General features: G+C 58.9%; 19 protein-coding genes and 1 tRNA gene. 8 read left to right on the forward strand and 12 right to left on the reverse strand.

What is annotated here, in order from left to right; translation table 11 throughout:
* Positions 1–7: 7 nt before the first annotated feature.
* Positions 8–478 (forward strand): GNAT family N-acetyltransferase, encoded by a 471-nt coding sequence (locus tag QBL02_RS04075; RefSeq protein WP_282725078.1) that lies wholly within the window; start codon positions 8–10, stop codon positions 476–478.
* A gap of 187 nt (positions 479–665) precedes the next feature.
* Complete coding sequence (locus QBL02_RS04080; protein ID WP_282725079.1) at positions 666–1,847, forward strand: Cmx/CmrA family chloramphenicol efflux MFS transporter; 1,182 nt, start codon at positions 666–668, stop codon at positions 1,845–1,847.
* A 71-nt stretch (positions 1,848–1,918) separates the two neighbouring features.
* On the opposite strand, the gene QBL02_RS04085 is transcribed toward QBL02_RS04080, so the two are convergent.
* The 3 genes from QBL02_RS04085 to QBL02_RS04095 form a co-directional block, all read right to left on the reverse strand.
* Positions 1,919–2,356, reverse strand: a complete 438-nt coding sequence (locus QBL02_RS04085; protein ID WP_282725080.1) for a carboxymuconolactone decarboxylase family protein — start codon at positions 2,354–2,356, stop codon at positions 1,919–1,921.
* 69 nt (positions 2,357–2,425) lie between these two features.
* Entirely contained in the window at positions 2,426–2,608 is a 183-nt protein-coding gene (locus tag QBL02_RS04090; RefSeq protein ID WP_282725081.1) for an aminoglycoside adenylyltransferase domain-containing protein, read from the reverse strand.
* 32 nt (positions 2,609–2,640) lie between these two features.
* Positions 2,641–3,429, reverse strand: coding sequence for a YggS family pyridoxal phosphate-dependent enzyme (locus tag QBL02_RS04095; protein ID WP_282725082.1), 789 nt, complete (start codon positions 3,427–3,429; stop codon positions 2,641–2,643).
* A 99-nt stretch (positions 3,430–3,528) separates the two neighbouring features.
* Here QBL02_RS04095 and QBL02_RS04100 point away from each other — a divergent pair, with 99 nt between their 5' ends.
* The 4 genes from QBL02_RS04100 (at position 3,529) to QBL02_RS04115 (ending at position 7,538) form a co-directional block, all read left to right on the forward strand.
* Positions 3,529–4,941, forward strand: coding sequence for an aminotransferase class I/II-fold pyridoxal phosphate-dependent enzyme (locus tag QBL02_RS04100; protein WP_282725083.1), 1,413 nt, complete (start codon positions 3,529–3,531; stop codon positions 4,939–4,941).
* A complete protein-coding gene (gabT, locus tag QBL02_RS04105) occupies positions 4,925–6,271 on the forward strand; it encodes a 4-aminobutyrate--2-oxoglutarate transaminase (RefSeq protein ID WP_282725084.1) in 1,347 nt (448 codons plus the stop codon). Before QBL02_RS04100 ends, gabT begins: the two co-directional genes overlap by 17 nt.
* A 32-nt stretch (positions 6,272–6,303) precedes the next feature.
* A tRNA-Cys gene (locus QBL02_RS04110) sits at positions 6,304–6,374 on the forward strand.
* Between the two features lie 36 nt (positions 6,375–6,410).
* Positions 6,411–7,538, forward strand: a complete 1,128-nt coding sequence (locus QBL02_RS04115; RefSeq protein WP_282725085.1) for an AAA family ATPase — start codon at positions 6,411–6,413, stop codon at positions 7,536–7,538.
* A 55-nt stretch (positions 7,539–7,593) separates the two neighbouring features.
* On the opposite strand, the gene QBL02_RS04120 is transcribed toward QBL02_RS04115, so the two are convergent.
* The 3 genes from QBL02_RS04120 to QBL02_RS04130 form a co-directional block, all read right to left on the reverse strand.
* Positions 7,594–8,157: a dihydrofolate reductase family protein gene (locus QBL02_RS04120; protein WP_282725086.1), complete on the reverse strand. Its 564-nt coding sequence runs from the start codon at positions 8,155–8,157 to the stop codon at positions 7,594–7,596.
* On the reverse strand, positions 8,154–8,708 hold the full coding sequence (locus QBL02_RS04125) for a hypothetical protein (protein WP_282725087.1): 555 nt from the start codon (positions 8,706–8,708) through the stop codon (positions 8,154–8,156). Before QBL02_RS04125 ends, QBL02_RS04120 begins: the two co-directional genes overlap by 4 nt.
* Before the next feature lie 64 nt (positions 8,709–8,772).
* Positions 8,773–10,311 (reverse strand): MFS transporter, encoded by a 1,539-nt coding sequence (locus QBL02_RS04130; protein ID WP_282725088.1) that lies wholly within the window; start codon positions 10,309–10,311, stop codon positions 8,773–8,775.
* 82 nt (positions 10,312–10,393) lie between these two features.
* Here QBL02_RS04130 and QBL02_RS04135 point away from each other — a divergent pair, with 82 nt between their 5' ends.
* Entirely contained in the window at positions 10,394–10,942 is a 549-nt protein-coding gene (locus QBL02_RS04135) for a TetR/AcrR family transcriptional regulator (protein WP_282725089.1), read from the forward strand.
* Between the two features lie 65 nt (positions 10,943–11,007).
* Positions 11,008–11,694, forward strand: coding sequence for a LysE family translocator (locus QBL02_RS04140; RefSeq protein WP_282725090.1), 687 nt, complete (start codon positions 11,008–11,010; stop codon positions 11,692–11,694).
* A gap of 86 nt (positions 11,695–11,780) precedes the next feature.
* Here QBL02_RS04140 and QBL02_RS04145 read toward each other — a convergent pair whose 3' ends face one another.
* The 6 genes from QBL02_RS04145 to QBL02_RS04170 are packed head-to-tail and all read right to left on the reverse strand — an operon-like array spanning position 11,781 to position 17,736.
* Complete coding sequence (locus QBL02_RS04145; protein WP_282725091.1) at positions 11,781–12,680, reverse strand: glycine betaine ABC transporter substrate-binding protein; 900 nt, start codon at positions 12,678–12,680, stop codon at positions 11,781–11,783.
* Between the two features lie 32 nt (positions 12,681–12,712).
* Complete coding sequence (locus QBL02_RS04150) at positions 12,713–13,447, reverse strand: ABC transporter permease (RefSeq protein ID WP_282725092.1); 735 nt, start codon at positions 13,445–13,447, stop codon at positions 12,713–12,715.
* Positions 13,444–14,091, reverse strand: coding sequence for an ABC transporter permease subunit (locus QBL02_RS04155; RefSeq protein WP_282725093.1), 648 nt, complete (start codon positions 14,089–14,091; stop codon positions 13,444–13,446). The genes QBL02_RS04150 and QBL02_RS04155 overlap by 4 nt, the downstream gene beginning before the upstream one ends.
* A complete protein-coding gene (locus tag QBL02_RS04160; protein ID WP_282725094.1) occupies positions 14,088–15,158 on the reverse strand; it encodes an ATP-binding cassette domain-containing protein in 1,071 nt (356 codons plus the stop codon). Before QBL02_RS04160 ends, QBL02_RS04155 begins: the two co-directional genes overlap by 4 nt.
* Positions 15,155–16,099 carry an arginase family protein gene (locus QBL02_RS04165; protein WP_282725095.1) on the reverse strand — a complete coding sequence of 315 codons (945 nt, stop codon included), beginning with the start codon at positions 16,097–16,099 and terminating at the stop codon, positions 15,155–15,157. The genes QBL02_RS04160 and QBL02_RS04165 overlap by 4 nt, the downstream gene beginning before the upstream one ends.
* On the reverse strand, positions 16,096–17,736 hold the full coding sequence (locus QBL02_RS04170; RefSeq protein WP_349238629.1) for a urocanate hydratase: 1,641 nt from the start codon (positions 17,734–17,736) through the stop codon (positions 16,096–16,098). Before QBL02_RS04170 ends, QBL02_RS04165 begins: the two co-directional genes overlap by 4 nt.
* Between the last annotated feature and the right edge of the window lie 14 nt (positions 17,737–17,750).

A 17,750-nucleotide genomic window follows, 5' to 3' on the forward strand; every position in this document is an offset into this window, starting at 1 on the left:
GACGACGATGGCACCCGAACACAACGCAGGCGCGAACCCCTCGATTCGCCAGTTCACACGCGACGACTGGGGCTGGGTGCAACAGTGGTTCGAAGACGAAACCCTCAACAATGAACTCGGCCCGCTAGACGAGGAATGGCTTGAGTATGTGCTGGCCGATGAGACCGGTGCACAACTTGTGTATTGCGAGGCTGACGGCAGCCCGGCAGCGCTTATCGGGTGCGCATGGGATCCCGCCGGAATCGAGCACGGCATTACAGATCTCGCGGTAAACCCGATCCGCCGGAATAGTGGTGTGGGCCGCCGCGCAGTCAACGAAACCCTTGCCTGGTCAAACCATCCAAAGAGCAAACACTGGGTAGCGTTTGTTGATCCAGAGAACACTGCAGCATTTTCATTCTTCTCAGCATTCGACTGGCAGCACGAGGGCCGCGACGGATTGATGGAGCGTTTTGTCTGGCACCCGTCGACAAGCTGATTTCACGAGAACTGTTACAGTTGCTCCGTGGTAACTCCCGAATCAGACAGGTCAGGGCTATCGGCAAGCCGGTAGCCCGATAATTTCTGTATCTGTAGCGGCGTGTTCAGTATCTTGTGAACACCTGGGCAGCTCCGGCTGAGCCGAATAGCTTTCTATTCATTCGCTCTCGGAAAGACCCTTACTCATGCCAATTTTGGTGTATCTCCTTGCCCTCGCGGTATTCGCACAGGGCACCTCGGAATTCATGCTCGCCGGGCTGCTGCCCGGTATTTCAGCCGACCTCAACATTCCCATCAGTTCTGCCGGACTACTCACCTCGGCTTTCGCTCTTGGCCTGGTGATCGGCGCCCCTGTCATGGCGATTGTTTCTCGGCGCCTGCCGATGAGCGCGACACTCAGCGGGTTTCTCGCCGTCTTCATTGCGATGCACGTCATTGCTGCGCTCGGCTCAAGTTTTGAGATACTGCTCACGAGTCGGGCGGTCTCAGCGTTTGCCTACGCGGGGTTTCTCGCAGTCACCCTGTCTTCAATCATGCGAGTGGTACCGCAGCGAATACAGCCCAGAGCAATCTCCATCATTCTCGCTGGCACAACTCTCGCGCTGATCGTTGGAGTGCCAGCGGGCGCTGCTTTTGGCGAGGTGCTGGGTTGGCGGGCCACATTTTGGGGAGTTGCTGCACTCTGCCTGCCCGCCGCTCTCATGCTGCCTTTTGTACGATCGACACAGCACGTTGCTTTGCGTGATGAGGGTCAGCACGTAGACGGGCTCGGTGATCCAACGCCAAAGCTGCACGCCGAGTTCGCGGCGCTGAAGCAGCCCAAGTTGTTGCAGGCGATTGTGCTCGCGGTGCTTGTCAACGCTGCCACGTTTTGTTCGTTCACGTATCTCGCGGCGATCTCGGTGCAGCGTGCCGGAATAGCTCAGCCTTTGGTGCCGCTTGTACTCACGCTTTTTGGCGTCGGATCCTTCGCAGGGGTGCTGCTTGCCGGAAAGCTCGGCCAATTGCCTTGGCGACGTATTGTTTTGCCGGGAACGCTGCTCTTGGGTGCACTGTGGTTGGGCCTTGCTGCCGTGTCTGATCGGCAGCTTGGCGTTTGGATCATTGCAGTTGCGTTGGGTGCAGCCTCTTTCGCTGTGGGCAGCACGTTAATCGCTAGGGTGTTGCAAACTTCAGCGGGAGCGCCAACTCTCGGCGGCGCATACTCGACCACGGCGTTGAACCTTGGGGCGTTTCTCGGGCCGGCTCTCGGCGGAGCTGCCATCACCTGGTTCGGTCTGCTTGCCCCGCCATTGCTCAGCGCGATCTTCGTGTTGAGCGCTGCACTGCTGATCGTTTTCAGCAGGCATTCGGCAGCACAAAGCTAGGCCACCGCAGTATTTCTCGCGTTGGATCGCTCGCGCCCTGCGGTACTTTCCGTTCGGGCGCGAACGACTCTCTAGGGTGCGACGCGATAACCGCTGCGAATGGCGACGCGATTCCAGGCGCCCATCACAATAGCGAGCCAGCTGATCGCCGAAACCTGTGCGGCATCGAGCAGGTCACTCTCATAGTCGTCAGCGGCTGCACCGGAAAGCTCGTTGACCTCTTCGGCGAGCGCCAGCGCCGCACGTTCTGTATCGCTGAAGTATTGCGATTCCCACCATGCCGCCAGTACGGCAAGGCGGTCCGCGCTTTCGCCAGCGTTCACGGCGTCGCGCGCATGCAGGCGGCAGCAGAATGCGCAGCCGTTTATCTGCGAAATGCGCAAGCGAATCAGTTCAATCAGTTTCGGGTCGAGCCCAGAGGCAACTGCTGCGCTCTCCGCTGCTTTGCTCAGGTTTTCAAGCTGTTGATAGACAGCGGGATCCTGTTTGCTGAGGTTCACACGAGTCATGATTCCGATCCTTCCTCACGAGCGCTCAGCCGAACGCACGTACCTAAAATACGCTCGCAGGCTGGAAGCTCACTTTGGACCTGATCGCTTGATAAGGCTGAGCATCATTGCGACGAGTTCGCTTGTCTCATCGCGGTGCTGAGCCCACTGATCCACCCGCTCACCTCGGTACCCGGCTCGGGCAAGTTCAAGCAGGGCGCGATGCTTTGGAAACTGATCAAGCACCAGACCTGCTGCAGCACCCCAGAGCAAGTGCTCAAGGGCGCAATCGCTGCCCAGCTACGCTATTCGAACGTTGCTTCTGGCCAGTAGAAACTGTCGGGTGTTTGCCTGGCGCCGAATATTGCTTGCCCCACCCGCACACAGGTGGCCCCTTCCTCGATCGCCACTTCGTAGTCACCAGACATTCCCATTGAAAGACCGCCTGGGCCGATCAACTCCTGATCGATGTCACGCATTTGATCGCGCAGTGTTCGCAGTCGCACAAAGCACTCCCTCACCCGCGGAATGTCATTACTGAAGATCGCTAGCGTCATGAGCCCTTGCACCCTGAGCGATGAAAAGTTAGGCAGTTCTCGCAGGAATGCTTCGAGCTCTTCGGGTGGCAGACCGTATTTTTGCGGTTCAGCCGAGGTATTCACCTGCACATAGACATCGAGGGATCGCCCTGCCGCCTGCAATCGACGGTCGAGTGCTGCAGCTGCGCGCAGGTTATCGAGCGCTTGAAACTCGCTCGCAAAAGCAGCGACATCTCGCGCCTTGTTCGTTTGCAAGTGTCCAATTACCGACCAGTTAACACCGAGGTCAGCGAGTTCTTGAGATTTTCGTTTTGCCTCTTGGACTTTGTTTTCACCGAGCTTGAGACAGCCAGCGGCAACACTCAGCCGGACGCGATCACCAGGCACGGTTTTACTTACCGGCAAGAGTTCAACTTCGGCTGGATCGCGGCCAACTCGCTTGGCTGCTGTCGAGATTTTCGCGCGCACCTCGGCAATATTGCGCGCGAAATCATGCACACTCGACGCCGTCGGGAAGTCGTGAATGGGCATTTGATCGTCCGCTTGCTTTGTCATAGGTCAAACGCTAGCATGATCAATATCGGGCCACCAGTCCCAGAACCATGCGGCCGAAAAATCCGCCAGAAACCGATATTCGCAACGAAAGCAGCAGACGTGAACGAGCAAAATGCAGCACGCATCTCGGGCAATACAGCCGAAGATATTGCGACGAGCATCCGTCTGCTCATTGACGCAGGCGAACTGAAAGCCGGCGATTCGCTGCCCCCAGTTCGCACCCTCGCAGAGAGCCTCGGCGTGAATCGCAATACTGCGCTCACCGCCTACCAAACCCTCGTTCAAGCGGGACTCGCTGAAACCCGACGCCGCGCCGGCACCGTCATCATTGACCCGTTTGCCCCCGGCGAAGAAGAGGGTTTCGCAGCAAACACCGCACTACGCGACGTTGGCGACGGCAACCCAAGCCCCGAACTACTGCCCGATCCAGCGAGCGTTATCCTGTCTCCCTCCCCCCGCAAGCTCTACGGCGAATCGACCGTCGACCCCGGCCTCGCCGAATGGGCAACCGAGTGGATCAACGAAGACCAGCCCCGAGAATTTCAGCTCTCGGTCGCAGCAGGGGCCGTAGACGCAGTCGAACGACTACTCGCGGGAGCACTCACACAGGGCGACACAGTCGCGCTTGAAGATCCATGCTTTCTCACCAGCATCAGCACCATCCGCCAAAACGGTTATCGTGCGGTTCCCGTGAGCATGGACGCCGAAGGTATGCAGCCCGAGAGCCTGCGGGCCGCCCTCGAATCTGGCGTACGCGCAGTCGTATGCACCCCTCGCGCACACAACCCGACCGGAGCAAGCGTGACAGCAGAGCGAGCCAGCCAGTTGCGCGAAGTTCTCAGCGCTTATCCGAACGTGCTGCTGATCGAAGACGACCACTTCGCCCTGCTCGCTAGCGCACCCTACGCATCCATAATTGGCGAGCATCACCGCCGCTGGGCACTCGTGCGCTCACTCTCGAAAGTGCTCGGCCCTGACATGCGAACCGCCCTGATCGCGAGCGACCCAGAAACCGCCGAACGCCTTGGCGCGAGAATCAGCGGCGGCATCACCTGGGTCAGTCATCACATGCAGCGGATCGCGCACGCCATGCTCACCAGTCCCGACACCAAAAAACTGATCGCCAGAGCCCGGGCGCACTATCTCACTCAAAACGCTCGCTGCATTGCGCAGCTTTCAGAGTTTGGCCTCGAATCAACCAGCCGTGACGGCCTCAACGTGTGGGTCAATACGCACACAAACGGTGCCGCCACCCTCGCAGCGCTTACTCGCAAGGGCTGGATCGCTCGCGATGGTGGAGCCTTTGCGCTCGACGGAGGCACAAACAACGGCATCGATCAGCATGTACGCCTCACTGTGCACGATCTAAGCGAAAGTGAGATGCGCCAATTAGCGCAAGATCTTGCCGAGTCGATCGGAACACCAAAGACAGGGCGATCCACCGCAAACATCAAAACAAGCACAACCGCACCGGTTCCCGTTGAAAGGACGCACCATGACTCTGACCACTGAAGTTTCTACCGCGTTGCAGCGCCCCGAATTGCGCACCGCGATTCCTGGGCCGAAGAGCCTTAAAATTCACGCACGCCGCCAAGAAGCAGTACCTCGCGGAGTTGGCTGCGCGCTGCCGGTCTACATCGAACAGGCTGACGGCGCTTGGATTACCGATGTCGACGGCAACCGACTGCTCGACCTTGGCTCGGGCATTGGTGTGACCACCCTCGGCCACACACAACCGACAGTTGTCGCTGCGGCGAAGTCACAACTCGACCGCGTGACGCACACCCTTTTCACCGTGACCCCTTACGAAAACTATGTGCGCCTAGCCGAACGGCTCTCGGCACACACTCCCGGCGCACACGCAAAGAAGACATTCTTTGTGAACTCCGGAGCTGAGGCCGTTGAGAATGCCGTCAAGATCGCCCGAGCGCACACCGGGCGACGCGTCATCGCAGCACTTGATCACGCGTTTCATGGCCGCACCAACCTCACCATGGCCATGAACCACCGTGCAGCACCGTACGGCACCGGCTTTGGCCCCTTCGCGCCTGATGTGCAGCGCGTGCCCAATTCTTACCCGTTCCGTGACGGATTGAACGGTGAGCAAGCCGCCGCTCGCACCATCGAATATCTTGAGCAGCGGATCGGCGTCGCCGACCTCGCCGCCGTCATTGCCGAACCGATCCAGGGTGAGGGTGGGTTTATCGTTCCAGCCCCCGGCTACCTGATCACGCTGCAGAAGTGGGCGAGCGAAAACGGTGTCGTCTTCATTGCAGACGAAATTCAAGCTGGACTCGGTCGCACCGGGACCTGGTTCGCAAGCGAACTCTTCGGGCTAGTGCCTGATCTTGTACTTACCGCGAAGGGCATTGCCGACGGCCTGCCTCTCGCCGGTATCACTGGCCGCGCCGCGATCATGGATAGTGCACTGCCCGGCGGATTGGGCGGCACCTTCGCCGGCAACCCAGTCTCTATTGCGGCCGCACACGCAGTGTTCGATCTCCTTGAGAGCGGCGCACCTTTTGCCGAAGCAGCACGTATTGAAGAAGCGCTGCTCAATGGCCTCGGTGAGCTGGCACGAAAGCACCCAGAAGTAGGTGACATTCGTGGCCGCGGCGCAATGATTGCGTTTGAACTCACTGAGCCAGGCACCACAACCCCGCTCGCCGGACTTGCCACCGAGATTGCCGCGCACGCGGCTAGTCGCGGGGTGTTGCTACTGACTGCCGGTAGCTATGGCAACGTGATTCGTTTCTTGCCTTCGCTTGCGGTGAGCGATGAAAATATCGCCTTCGCACTTGAGGTGATCGCTGAAGCGCTCGCCTCAAGAAACCAGGCATAATGACAGTGGCCGCCCACACGGCGGCCACCCCCGGTGGGGTGACCGAATGGCTAGGTCGCGGCTCGCAAGGTCGTGTATGCAGGTTCGACTCCTGCCCCCACCTCTATAGATTGTCAGTGGCTAGCCCTAGGCTGGCCAAATGATTCGCACACTTGCTTTCGAGAATTATCGATCGTTCCAAGATGTGACGATTGGCCTTGAACAGCTCAACGTTATTACTGGCGAAAACGGCAGCGGCAAATCAAGTCTCTACCGCGCACTCCGACTGCTTGCCGAAGTGGTGCGTGAAGGCGCGCTCACCTCGCTTGTTGCCGAGGGCGGTCTACGCAACGTGTTGCACGCTGGCGATCGCATAGGCATTTCGCCTGTCGCTATGCGCCTGGGCTTCGCTTCGGACGAGCTTTCATACGCGATCGATCTCGGCCTACCGCAGCTGCCAGCTTTTCGAGTGAAAAACGGAGCAGAACCGCTTGACCCCGAAGTGAAAAACGAAACAGTCTGGCACGGCCCAGTGCTGCGCCCATCGACCATCATGGCTCAACGCAAATCGCTTGGCGTACGCTTGCTCGGCCAATCCGGCAAGCTCGAGATGAGCCCGTGGCGTGTGCGCGAGAGCGAATCGATGCTGGCAACGCTCGCTTCGCCAACTGAAACTCCCGAGCTGTTCGAACTTCGCGAGGCCGCCCGGCGCTGGCGCTTTTACGACCAGCTGCGCACCGACCAGGGCGCACCAGCCAGACGGCCAAGCCCGCTCAGTTTCACACCGGTGCTCGATGCCGAGGGAGCGAACTTTGCCGGCGCCCTCGCAACAGTGCTTGGGGTAGGTGATGAAGAATACTTCGAAAACGCCGTTGCCGCTGCCTTCGAGGGGGCGAGCGTCGAGCTACAGACTGACGAGCAAGGCATGACCAGAGTGTGCATGCGACAGCCTGGCCTGCGCAGGGCAATCACCGCGGCTGAGCTTTCCGACGGTACGTTGCGATACCTGTTGCTGGCAACTGCGCTGCTTTCACCAAGGCCGCCAGAACTGCTCGTGCTCAACGAGCCCGAGGGTAGCCTGCACCCCAGTTTGCTGCCGGGCCTTGCCTCCATGATCAACAATGCTTCGCAGCACATGCAGATCATTGTCGTGACGCACGCTGATCCGCTGGTGCGGGCACTGAGCGATAACGCCAATCTGATTCACCTTGAAAAGTCTGGCGGGGCAAGCAGCGTGCGCGGGCAAATGCGTTTTGACGGGCCCGCCTGGAACTGGCCGAAACGCTAGCGTCAAGCGTTGCCGCAATCTCTCCCTTGCCCTCGCCCCATTTTCTCCGCTCGACTTAAGCGTTCGAAAGCACTCGATAGGTGATTCGCGCGAGCCCATCGGCTTCGATATGCGCTCCCTCTACGGCGAAGGTGGCCCGCGATTCTGGTCCGAATAGGCGGACTCCATCGCCAATCACGATTGGCAAGATCGACACAGTGAATTCGTCAATCAACCCTCGCGCCAAGAATTCTTGTACCGTGCGACCGCCATCAACGTACACGTTTTTCACTCCTGCATCGTCTAGCAGCGCAATCACCTCTTCAGGGCTGTGCGCGATGGTGACGTTGGGGTCATCACTTTCAAGCGCACTGCTCAGCACAATGACGTTCATGCCCGGGTATGGCCACTCGCCAAAGGTCAGTACTTTTTCATAGGTCGTGCGGCCCATCACGATGGCATCGACGGTTGGGAAAAATGTGTCCCAGGTGAGCGCCGGGTGGTCGCTGCGAATCTCTGTGTGTTGACCTTTGCCTGGCTCAGATTCCAGAAAGCTGAGGTCGCCGCCTGGTCCAGCGATAAAACCGTCGAGGCTCATCCCCAGAAATGCGCGGCCCTGCCAAGAGCGTTTTATAGTCATGCCCATACCTCCAAAAAGTAGTCAATAGTTTGATCGGTCCGCTCAGTGGTATCGTCGCCTGCTGCGTGTCGAATGAGGCTGCCGTGAAGCGCGTCGAGCAGTACCTCAGCCGCACGCTCTGGCTGCGCAATGCGCGGCTGATCCAGCGCTGCCAAGAGTTGCGCACAATAGCTTCGCTGAAGCGCTTGCCCTTTGCGCAGGACGGCGGCGCTGCCGCTGTCGGCGAGGTCTGCGAAGAGGTCGTTCAACCCGGCAATCGCCGCGGCTGGGTTCTGCGCCGCGAAGGTGTCACGGGCGAAGCCGCGCAGTTCTTCGAGCGGTGAGAGTTCTCGTACCGGTTCTCGCGGGATGCTCTCGACCCAGTGAGCGCCGAGCGCTTGGAGCAGTCCGGCACGCGACCCAAACCGTTTGACTAATCCTGCTGGGCTGAGCCCTGCCGCGGGAGCGACCTCGGCGAGACTCCAAGTACTCGCGGGCCACTCCCGGGCGGCCAAGAAACTCGCTATTCGGGTGACGAGTTCTTTGTCACTCACGGTTTGCGGTCGCGCCATGCAATTAGTATATGACCGTTTACTAATTGCTTGCCGTGAGTGCTTTACGCTGGATCACCCAGCCTCAGTGCTCCACTTCAGCGAGGTCGGCCTGCGCAGAGACGCCGCGAAGCATGATTGCGGCGAACACCGCAACCGCTGCCAAGATCAAAGCACCAATACCGCCCGTCCAAGCCAAGGCATTCGAGAACGAGGACGTCGCAGCTGAAGCCAGAGCCGCCCCAAGTTCGCCTGGCAATTCTTGCGCAAAGAGCAGAGCAGCAGCGAGTGTTTCTTTCGCCGACTCAAGCACCCCACTTGGCAATCCAGCCGGAGCCGCCTGCTCGAGACCCGAACGATAAAAACCGAGCAGCACAGAGCCGAGGATCGCCGTACCAAAAGCGGTGCCAAGCTCATACGCTGTCTCACTGATCGCCGCAGCCTGCCCAGACTGCTCCGGGCGCACCGAACTCATAATGAGATCGTTCGTGAGTGTCATGCCGACGCCAGCGCCAAGACTTACCAAACAGAGCGCAATGGCGATTGTTATTGGGCTCGAATTCGGGGTGAGTGTCAGCAGCACCGAGAATCCGCCCGCGGTAACAAGCACACCTGCAAACACGATCCATGAGGTCGGGATTCGCTTCACGAGCGCCGCGGCAATAAACCCGGCGCAGGCAGAGATCGCTGCCTGCGGCAGCATCCACAGCGCAGATTCCATCACGCTCAGGCCAACGACGAGTTGCAAGAATTGGGTGAGCGCGAAGAGCGCGCCGACAAGTGCGAACACCGAAAGGAAGTCGGTCAGCACGGCGCCGGTGAATGCGCGTACTTTGAAAAGTCGCACGTTGATCATCGGTACGGGCATACGCAATTGCCGCACCACAAAAAGCACCAGCAGGCCAAGGCCAACGAGGAACGTCAGCAAGCCAACACCCGGAGCCTTGCCTTCTGCGAAAGTCTTTACGCCGTACACGAACGAAACCATGCCGGCGAGCGAGAGCAGAATGCTCGAAAAGTCGATTCTGCCGGGGTTTGGGTTCTTGCTTTCCGGTACAAAGAATGGAGCGAGGACGAGCAGCAACACCATGACCGGAATGTTCATCAAAAACGCGGCGTGCCAGCTGAACGTTTCAATGATCCAGCCGCCAATAATTGGGCCGCCGGCAGCACCGACTGCGCCCGACGCCGACCAAACGGCCATTGCCGTGCGTCGTTGGTTTCGCTCGAGAAACATGTTTCGAATGAGCGAAAGGGTTCCCGGCATAATTGCTGCACCAGCAATTCCGAGCAAGGCTCGTGCGGTAATCAGCATCCAGGGCTCGGTCGAGAGTGCGCCCAGAATCGATGCCGCGGTGAAAAATACCGCGCCGGTCAACATAATCTTGCGTCGACCGAAGCGATCTCCGAGGGTCGACATGGTGATCAACAACCCGGCGAGCATCAGTGAGTAAATATCTAGCATCCAGAGCTGCTGCGCGCCGGTTGGCTGCAGTTCCTTGGTGATGTCGGCAAGCGCGAACACCAACACCATGCCATCGATTGCGATCAACAACATTGGCAGCACAAGCACCGCCAGCCCCACCCAAGTACGCGCGGTCGCGCGCTGTAGGGCACCATTCATGAGTTCCACCTTTCTTCGAATTACTTCACCAAGCAGTGTACTACACCAATAGGTATACTAATCCTGAAGATTGGAGCAGAACATGGCACGACCAAGCGCCCGGCCAAGGCTTCTCGACGCAGCACTTACTGTGGTCGAAGAACGTGGGATCACCGCGCTCACCCTCGACGCAGTCGCCGAAGAAGCAGGCGTCACCAAGCGCGGCCTGATCTACCACTTCCCCTCAAAACATGCCCTAATCCTTGGGCTACACGAAGAACTCGCAGCACGACTCGAAGTGCTACTTCTCAAAGAAACAGGAAAAGCGCCTGAGGGCGCGAGCCTGCTCGAACGCACTCGCGGCTACGTGAAAGCAACCCTCAGCGAACCAGGAAACGTTGAGTTGCAACTCATCCTTGATGCAACAAATGAGCCAGAATGGCTCGCCCCCTGGAACCGGATCTATCACCGTTGGTTTCCCGAAGAAGAACTACCCGTTGAAGAACTTGACGATATCTCAGTGCGCTGCCTCGTGGCCCGAATGGCGGCCGACGGGTACTGGGGGTACGAAACTATCGTCACCACCCCGATCAGTCGCGAGGCTCGCTCCCGCATCGTCGGCACTATCTTGAAGAGCCTCGAAGTCGAATAGAGTACTGACTTTCCGGGCATCTCAGGGTAGGTTTTTCACATTCGCCAGCCGACGAAGGAGTCAACATGCTGCCAGCCGCAAATGCCTGGGCCTTTGCCCTCGCCGCCTTCGCGCTCATTGTGATTCCTGGACCGAGCGTGTTGTTTGTGATTGGGCGCTCGCTTTCGCTCGGCAGACGCGGTGGCATGCTCAGCCTGCTCGGTAACGCACTCGGCATGCTGCCTGCGATCGCGCTCGTCGCCCTCGGAGTAGGCGCCGTAGTGGCAGAGTCAGCCATTGTCTTCGCCGTGATCAAGTACCTCGGTGCCGCGTACGTGATCTACCTTGGTGTGCAGGCGATCCGGCACCGCAAACCTAAAGCTAGCAGCGAGGCAGCCACAACCGCCGAGCAGCTTGGTGCCACACTACCCTCCGACACACACCGGGCCGCAGCCAGCCAATCGGCATTCCGCTTGCTTCGAGAAGGCTTCATTGTCGGTGCGACAAACCCGAAAACACTGGTCTTTTTTGTCGCGATCTTGCCGCAGTTTGTCAGTCGCAGCTCCCCCGCAGTCCCGCTGCAATTGGCGTTGCTCGGGCTGATTTTCTTCGCGATCGCACTACTCAGCGACAGCGTTTGGGCGCTCACCGCGAGCACCGCCAGGCAGTGGTTTGCGCGCGACCCCAAGCGCATGTCGCGCATGAGCGCCACCGGAGGCGCAATGATGATCGGCCTAGGCGGCGCGCTCGCGCTGAGCGGCAACAAACACTAGTTCACGCTGGATCGCGGTTCCCGTCCCCGCCAAACACAAAACCGCCTGACTTTCCGAAGAAAGCCAGGCGGTTTCAATCTGTATCGTTAGAGCGAATCCACGTAGGCGCGAGCGACCTTCTGTGGGTCCTTCTTGTCGACCTCAATCTCACGATTCATCCGAATCAAATCTTCGGTGGTGAGCTTTGCCGAAACCGCGTTCAGCGATTCAACGATCTTTGGATCCGTGCGATCACTGCGCAACACCGGGATGATGTTTTCAGCGAGCGACATGTACTCAGGATCTTCAAGCGACACAAAGCCATTTTCTGCAATAGCCGACTGCGTGGTGAACATTAGGGCGACGTCAATATCGCCGCCATTCAAACCGGCAACCGTGAGCGGGCCGCCGAGATCGACTGATTTGAACTCGCCGAAGGTCACATCGTAGAGCTCTTTCAGGCCAGGCACGCCGGCTCGACGATCCTTCGTCTCTGGCGGGCCACCGAGCACCATTTCACCAGCGACTGGCTTCAGATCAGCAATCGACACGAGGTTGTACTTCTTAGCTGTCTCAGCCGTAACGACCAGCGTGTCCTTGTCTTCAGCTTCGGCTGCCTCAAGCAGCGTGAGGCCTTCTGGCACCACGTCGTCGAGCGCCGTGAGAACATCTGCCGAGCTGAACGCGGTATCGTCGCCACCGAGATATGCAAGCAATGCTCCGCTGTACTCGGGCACAAGGTCGATGCTGCCGTCCTGCAGCGCAGGCACAATCACCTCACGGCTACCAATGTTGGGCTTTACATTCGCTTCGACACCAGCATCATTCAGTGCTTCAGCGTAGATGTGCGCAATCAGCACGTTCTCTGAGAAGTTGGCCGATCCGATTGTAATCGCATCGCCGCTTGTGCTCTCAGAGCTACTGCCGTCGAGCGATCCAGCGCTCGCACATCCGACGAGTGAAATTGCGATTGCCGCAGCCGTTGCGACAAAGAGTGTTTTCTTCATTGAAATTCCTTTCTGGGGGACTTTGAAATTTGCTACGTCTGATCGCTGAGCCGAACGACGCGAGTCTCGGTAACTTCAGCAGGCTTCGCCTTTGCCGCAACAGTGTCTGCTGCCTTCACCGGAGCTTTTTTCCGACGAATTCCACCGAGCGCGAAAAGACCATCGGTTACCAGTGCGAGCGACGCAACGAGCAACGCGCCTCCGGCCATTTCGCCATAATCTCGCAACGCCAAACCATCGAGCAGAAAGCGGCCGAGGCCGCCTAGCGCGATGTAGGCAGCAATGGTTGCCGTTGCAATCACTTGCAGCACCGATGAGCGGATACCGCTCACAATTACGCGGGTCGCAATCGGCAACTCAACGGTCAGCAAGATGCGCCACTCAGGCATCCCAATACCTCGTGCGGCATCGACCACGGCAGGGTCAACTCCGCGCACACCAGCGTATGTTGCAGTGAGCATCGGTGGAATCGCAAGGATAACGAGCACGATTGCCGCGGGTAAGAAGCCGAGCCCGAGCAACAAGACCATGAGGGTCAACAGGCCAAGCGTTGGTAGCGCGCGCGAACCGTTTGCGATATTGATGACGAGCCATGCGCCGCGTCTGGTGTGACCGATAATCGCACCGACCGGAATAGCGATCGCGATACCGATCAGCACCACCACGAAGGTGTACAGCAGGTGCTCACCAAGTCGCACCGGAATGCCGTCGGGCCCAGACCAATTTGCCGGGTTTGAGAAGAACTCAACAATTTGTTCAAAAATCATCGTTGTTCACCTGCCCTAATCCACGGAGTTGAGAGACGTTCAAGCAGCACCACAACAAGGTCAAAAATAATGGCCAACACGACGCTCAAGAGGATGCCCCAAACGATTGGGACGAGGTAACTGCGCTGGAAGCCCTCGGTAAAGAGGTCACCAAGGCCACCGACTCCGATCAACGCACCCACCGAGACCAGACTCACATTTGAGACCGCCGCAACCCGAAGCGATGCCGCAATCACAGGAATCGCGAGCGGCAATTCCACGGTGAAGAGCAGTCGCAACCGTCCAATTCCCATCGCTTCCGCCGCCTGCCTGGTCTCAATCGGCACGGCCCGCAGCGCTTCAACAACTCCGCCAAAGATGAGTGCAAATGAGTAGACAGAAAGTGCGATCACAATGTTGATCGGGTCGAGGATCTTGGTACCGATCAACACTGGAATGAAAATCAGAAGCGTGAGTGATGGAATCGTGAAGAGCACACCACTGATTGCGAGCATGGCGCCTGCGGTCCATCGGGTACGTGCCACCATCATGCCGAGCACAAGCGCGAGCACAAGTCCGATCAACGTGGCCGCTGCTGCGAGCACCGTATGCACGCCAGCGAGTTGCAGCACTCGCTGCAAATTATCGCCAAGCCATTCGATCATGGCCGAGCCCCATCACCCTGCAGCATTGGAGCAAGCAAGGCGAGATCAATGCCACCGACCAACCGGTCTTCATCACCGACCACCACTGCGAGTCCGTCAGGGCTGGTGAGTACCGCATCCATCGCGAGCCGAAGCGTATCGCCGTGGTGCACGCGAGGCTTTTGTTCGAGCGAGCTCACGCTGTCGTTCGCCTCTCCCGGACGCACCCAACCGAGGTAGCGATTCGACTGGTCGACGACCGCAGCTCCCGGGGCTGAAAGGCCGCTCGTCGAATCACCGAGTTTGATCGAAACGACCGGGCGCACTTCGGTGCCAACCTCTCTAAACGAGAGCGCACGGTAACCGCGATCCTTGCCAACGAAGCTCGCCACGAAATCATTGGCTGGCGAGGTGAGAAGTTCCTCTGGACTCGCAAATTGCGCCAGCCTGCCACCCTTCTCAAACACCGCAATACGATCGCCAAGGCGCACAGCTTCATCGATATCGTGCGTCACAAACACAATCGTGGTGCCGAGTTCAGGGCCGAGCCGCGCAAATTCTTCCTGCAATTCGTGACGAACTACTGGATCAAGCGCCGAAAAAGGCTCATCCATGAGAAGTACTTTTGGCCTCGCCGCGAGCGCACGGGCAACACCCACACGCTGCTGCTGCCCACCGGAGAGTTGGGTCGGAAAGCGTGACGCGAATTCGCGCGGCAATCCCACCGTGTCGAGCAGTTCAAAAGCCCGATCTTTTGCCTCTGCGGTTGAAACACCGTTGAGCTTTGGAACGGTCATGATGTTTTGCAGCACGGTGCGGTGTGGGAAAAGCCCGGCGTTCTGAATCACGTAGCCAATGCCTCGACGCAGTTCGGCCTTCTTCAGCGTGGTGACATCTTGGCCGTCAATTGTGATCTTGCCGCTGGTCGGCTCGATCATCCGATTGATCATCCGCAGGCTCGTGGTCTTGCCACATCCTGATGGGCCAACGAACACCGTTGTTTTGCCAGCCGGCAGTTCGAGCGAAAGCGATTCGACAGCGAGGGTGCCATCGGGGTATCGCTTTTCAACGTCTTGGAATGTGATCATGCGTGCCTCCTAGCTCGCGCAGCGTTCCCGATGAGCACCGAGAGCAACCGAGAAAGTGTAGTTGATGTCGTCTCCCCCACATCGAGAGAGGGAAAGTGTTCCACAATGTCGATTCCGGCGAGACCGAGATTGCCGGCAACAGCCGCGAGCAAGGTCTCTGCTTCTTCGAAATTCATTCCGCCTGGCACCGGGCAACTAGTGGCGGGCGCGATCGTCGGATCGAGTCCGTCAACATCAAGTGTGACGAACCAAGGCAGCTCACTGTTCATTTGTGTCAGAACGTGACTCACTCCGCGTTCACGAAGCTCTGCCATCGGAACAATCAGGTTGCCTGCCGCGAGCGCGGCGGCATAGTCTTCCGGTGTTGCACTGCCGGTGCCGCGCGCACCCACCTGTACGATCTGGCCGACCCAGGGCATCTCACGAATTCGTCGCATGGTGCTTGAAAATCCGTCGCTGCGGCCGTGCGCAATATCTGCGAAATCAATGTGGGCATCAATTTGCAAGACATTCACGGTTGGCACCGTGGCTTGGTAACCCTTGGCAACGAGGATCGGCACCGAGTCATCTCCACCGAGCACGATTGGCACACCGCCGCGCTGCACTACGGCGTTGACCGTTGCAGTCACGGCTGCGGCATTTGCCGAAAGATCCCTCGGGTTTCCATTCAAATCGCCAAGGTCGAGTAGTCGCACACCGCTGTCGCCAAGCAAGGTGCCCCCGAGCGAGAAATCGTAACGATTCTTGTGCGCGCCGAAGCGACGATTCGCTCGTTCGCGAAACACGCGCGGCGCATTTGCTGCGTCAGAATGTACCCCGCTCATCCAGTACGGCGAACCGTAGGGCGCACCGAATATGACGATGTCACCGCGTTGTACGTCGTCCATATGTGCCTGCGCCGCTCCGAGCAGGCCGTGCGGTGTCGCAATGAGGTCGCTCATGCGCCCACCTGAACCGCTCGAATGCCGCTCTGTGGCAGATAAGCAATAGCCTCTGGGACTCCAGCACTCGCGTGTCGAATCACGCCGATCGCTGGATCATTTTCAAAGCAAATTCGAGCGCGCGCCTCACTGAGCTCGGTGCCATCGAGCACCAGCGTCATGCCTGCAGAGACCGAGCCGCCGATAATTCCGGCGTTCTGGTGAATCGCCACGAGGTCGGCCCCGCCAGCCACATTCAGCATGGCGTTCAAGTATGGCCAGTCCGCGATCACGTCTGAACCGTCTGGCATCTTTTCGGTTTCGCGAGTGGGGTAAGCGCATGAGCCAGAATCAAGATGATCGCGGGTGATCGCAACTGGGCCATGCAGTTCGCCGTTAGCAACCAGGCGGTTAATCTCTATCGCCATTGCCGCGCGCTGACCGTGGCCAATCCAACAGATTCGGGCCGGCAACCCTTCGACGGGTGTTTCTTCGGCTGCTCGGTCTAGCCAGGTGTTCAGTCGAGTGTCGTCTGGAAAGAGTTCCCGAGCTGCTCGGTCGAGACGGTCGCGATCGGCGACTTCTCCGCTGAGGCAGATCCAACGGAACGGTCCACGACCGACGCCGAATGACGGGCGAATGTATTCGGGCACAAATCCAGGAATTTCGTCGGCTTGCGCGTACCCAAGTCTGCGAGCGGCCTGACGGATGTCGTTGCCATACTCGAACACCACTGATCCAGCGCTCTTCAATTTAACGAGCGCACTCACGTGACGGAGCAGAGTTGATTCGCTGCGGCGCAAGTATTCGTCAGGATCGCTTGCGCGCAGCACTGCCGCTTCTTCAAAGCTCAGTTCTGATGGAATGTAACCGTGCAGCAGGTCGTGCGCACTGGTTTGGTCGGTAGCGATAGCCGGAATGCGGCCGCTCTCTGCGAGTTGCTCTGCAACGTCTGCCGCGTTTTGCACCACCGCAATGACTCGCGGCTGTCTTGCGGCAGCGAGTTCTTCGGCTCTGGCCCAAGCTCCATCGAGGGTGTCGAAGACCTCGTCAACGCTGCCAGCTTCGATTCGCTGTTCGATCAGCGGGCGATTCAGCTCGGCGATCAGCGCAACACCGCCGTTCATTCGAACTGCGCGTCCCTGCGGCTGCCCCATGCCGCCGAGTCCGGCGGTGAGCACAATCTTGCCGGTGAGGTCGTCGCCGAAGGCCCGCTCGGCTGCGGCAGCAAACGTCTCAAATGTTCCCTGCACGATGCCTTGACCGCCGATGTAGGCCCAGCTACCTGCCGTGTACTGCCCGTGCATGGTGAGCCCGCGATCGCTGAGTTCAAAAAAGTCTTCACGATTTGCCGCGCGAGGCACCACATTTGCATTGGCGATCAGCACGCGCGGAGCTGAGACTGAACTTGGCATAATCGCGACTGCGCGACCCGACTGCACTACGAGTGTCTCGTTGTCGGCAAGGTCTTTCAGCGATTCAATGATTCCCTTCAGGCTTTCGTGATCGCGCGCTGCTTTGCCAATGCCGCCGTAGATGACGAGATCTTCTGGCCGCTCTGCGTTGTGGAGCGTGTTCTCGAGCATGCGCAAGATGCCTTCCTGGCGCCAACCTTTGCATCGCAATTCTCGGCCGGTGCCGGGGGAAACCCGCTCCATCTTTCGCTCCTTTG

The organism is Leucobacter sp. UT-8R-CII-1-4 (assembly GCF_030010235.1).
GTDB lineage: Bacteria > Actinomycetota > Actinomycetes > Actinomycetales > Microbacteriaceae > Leucobacter.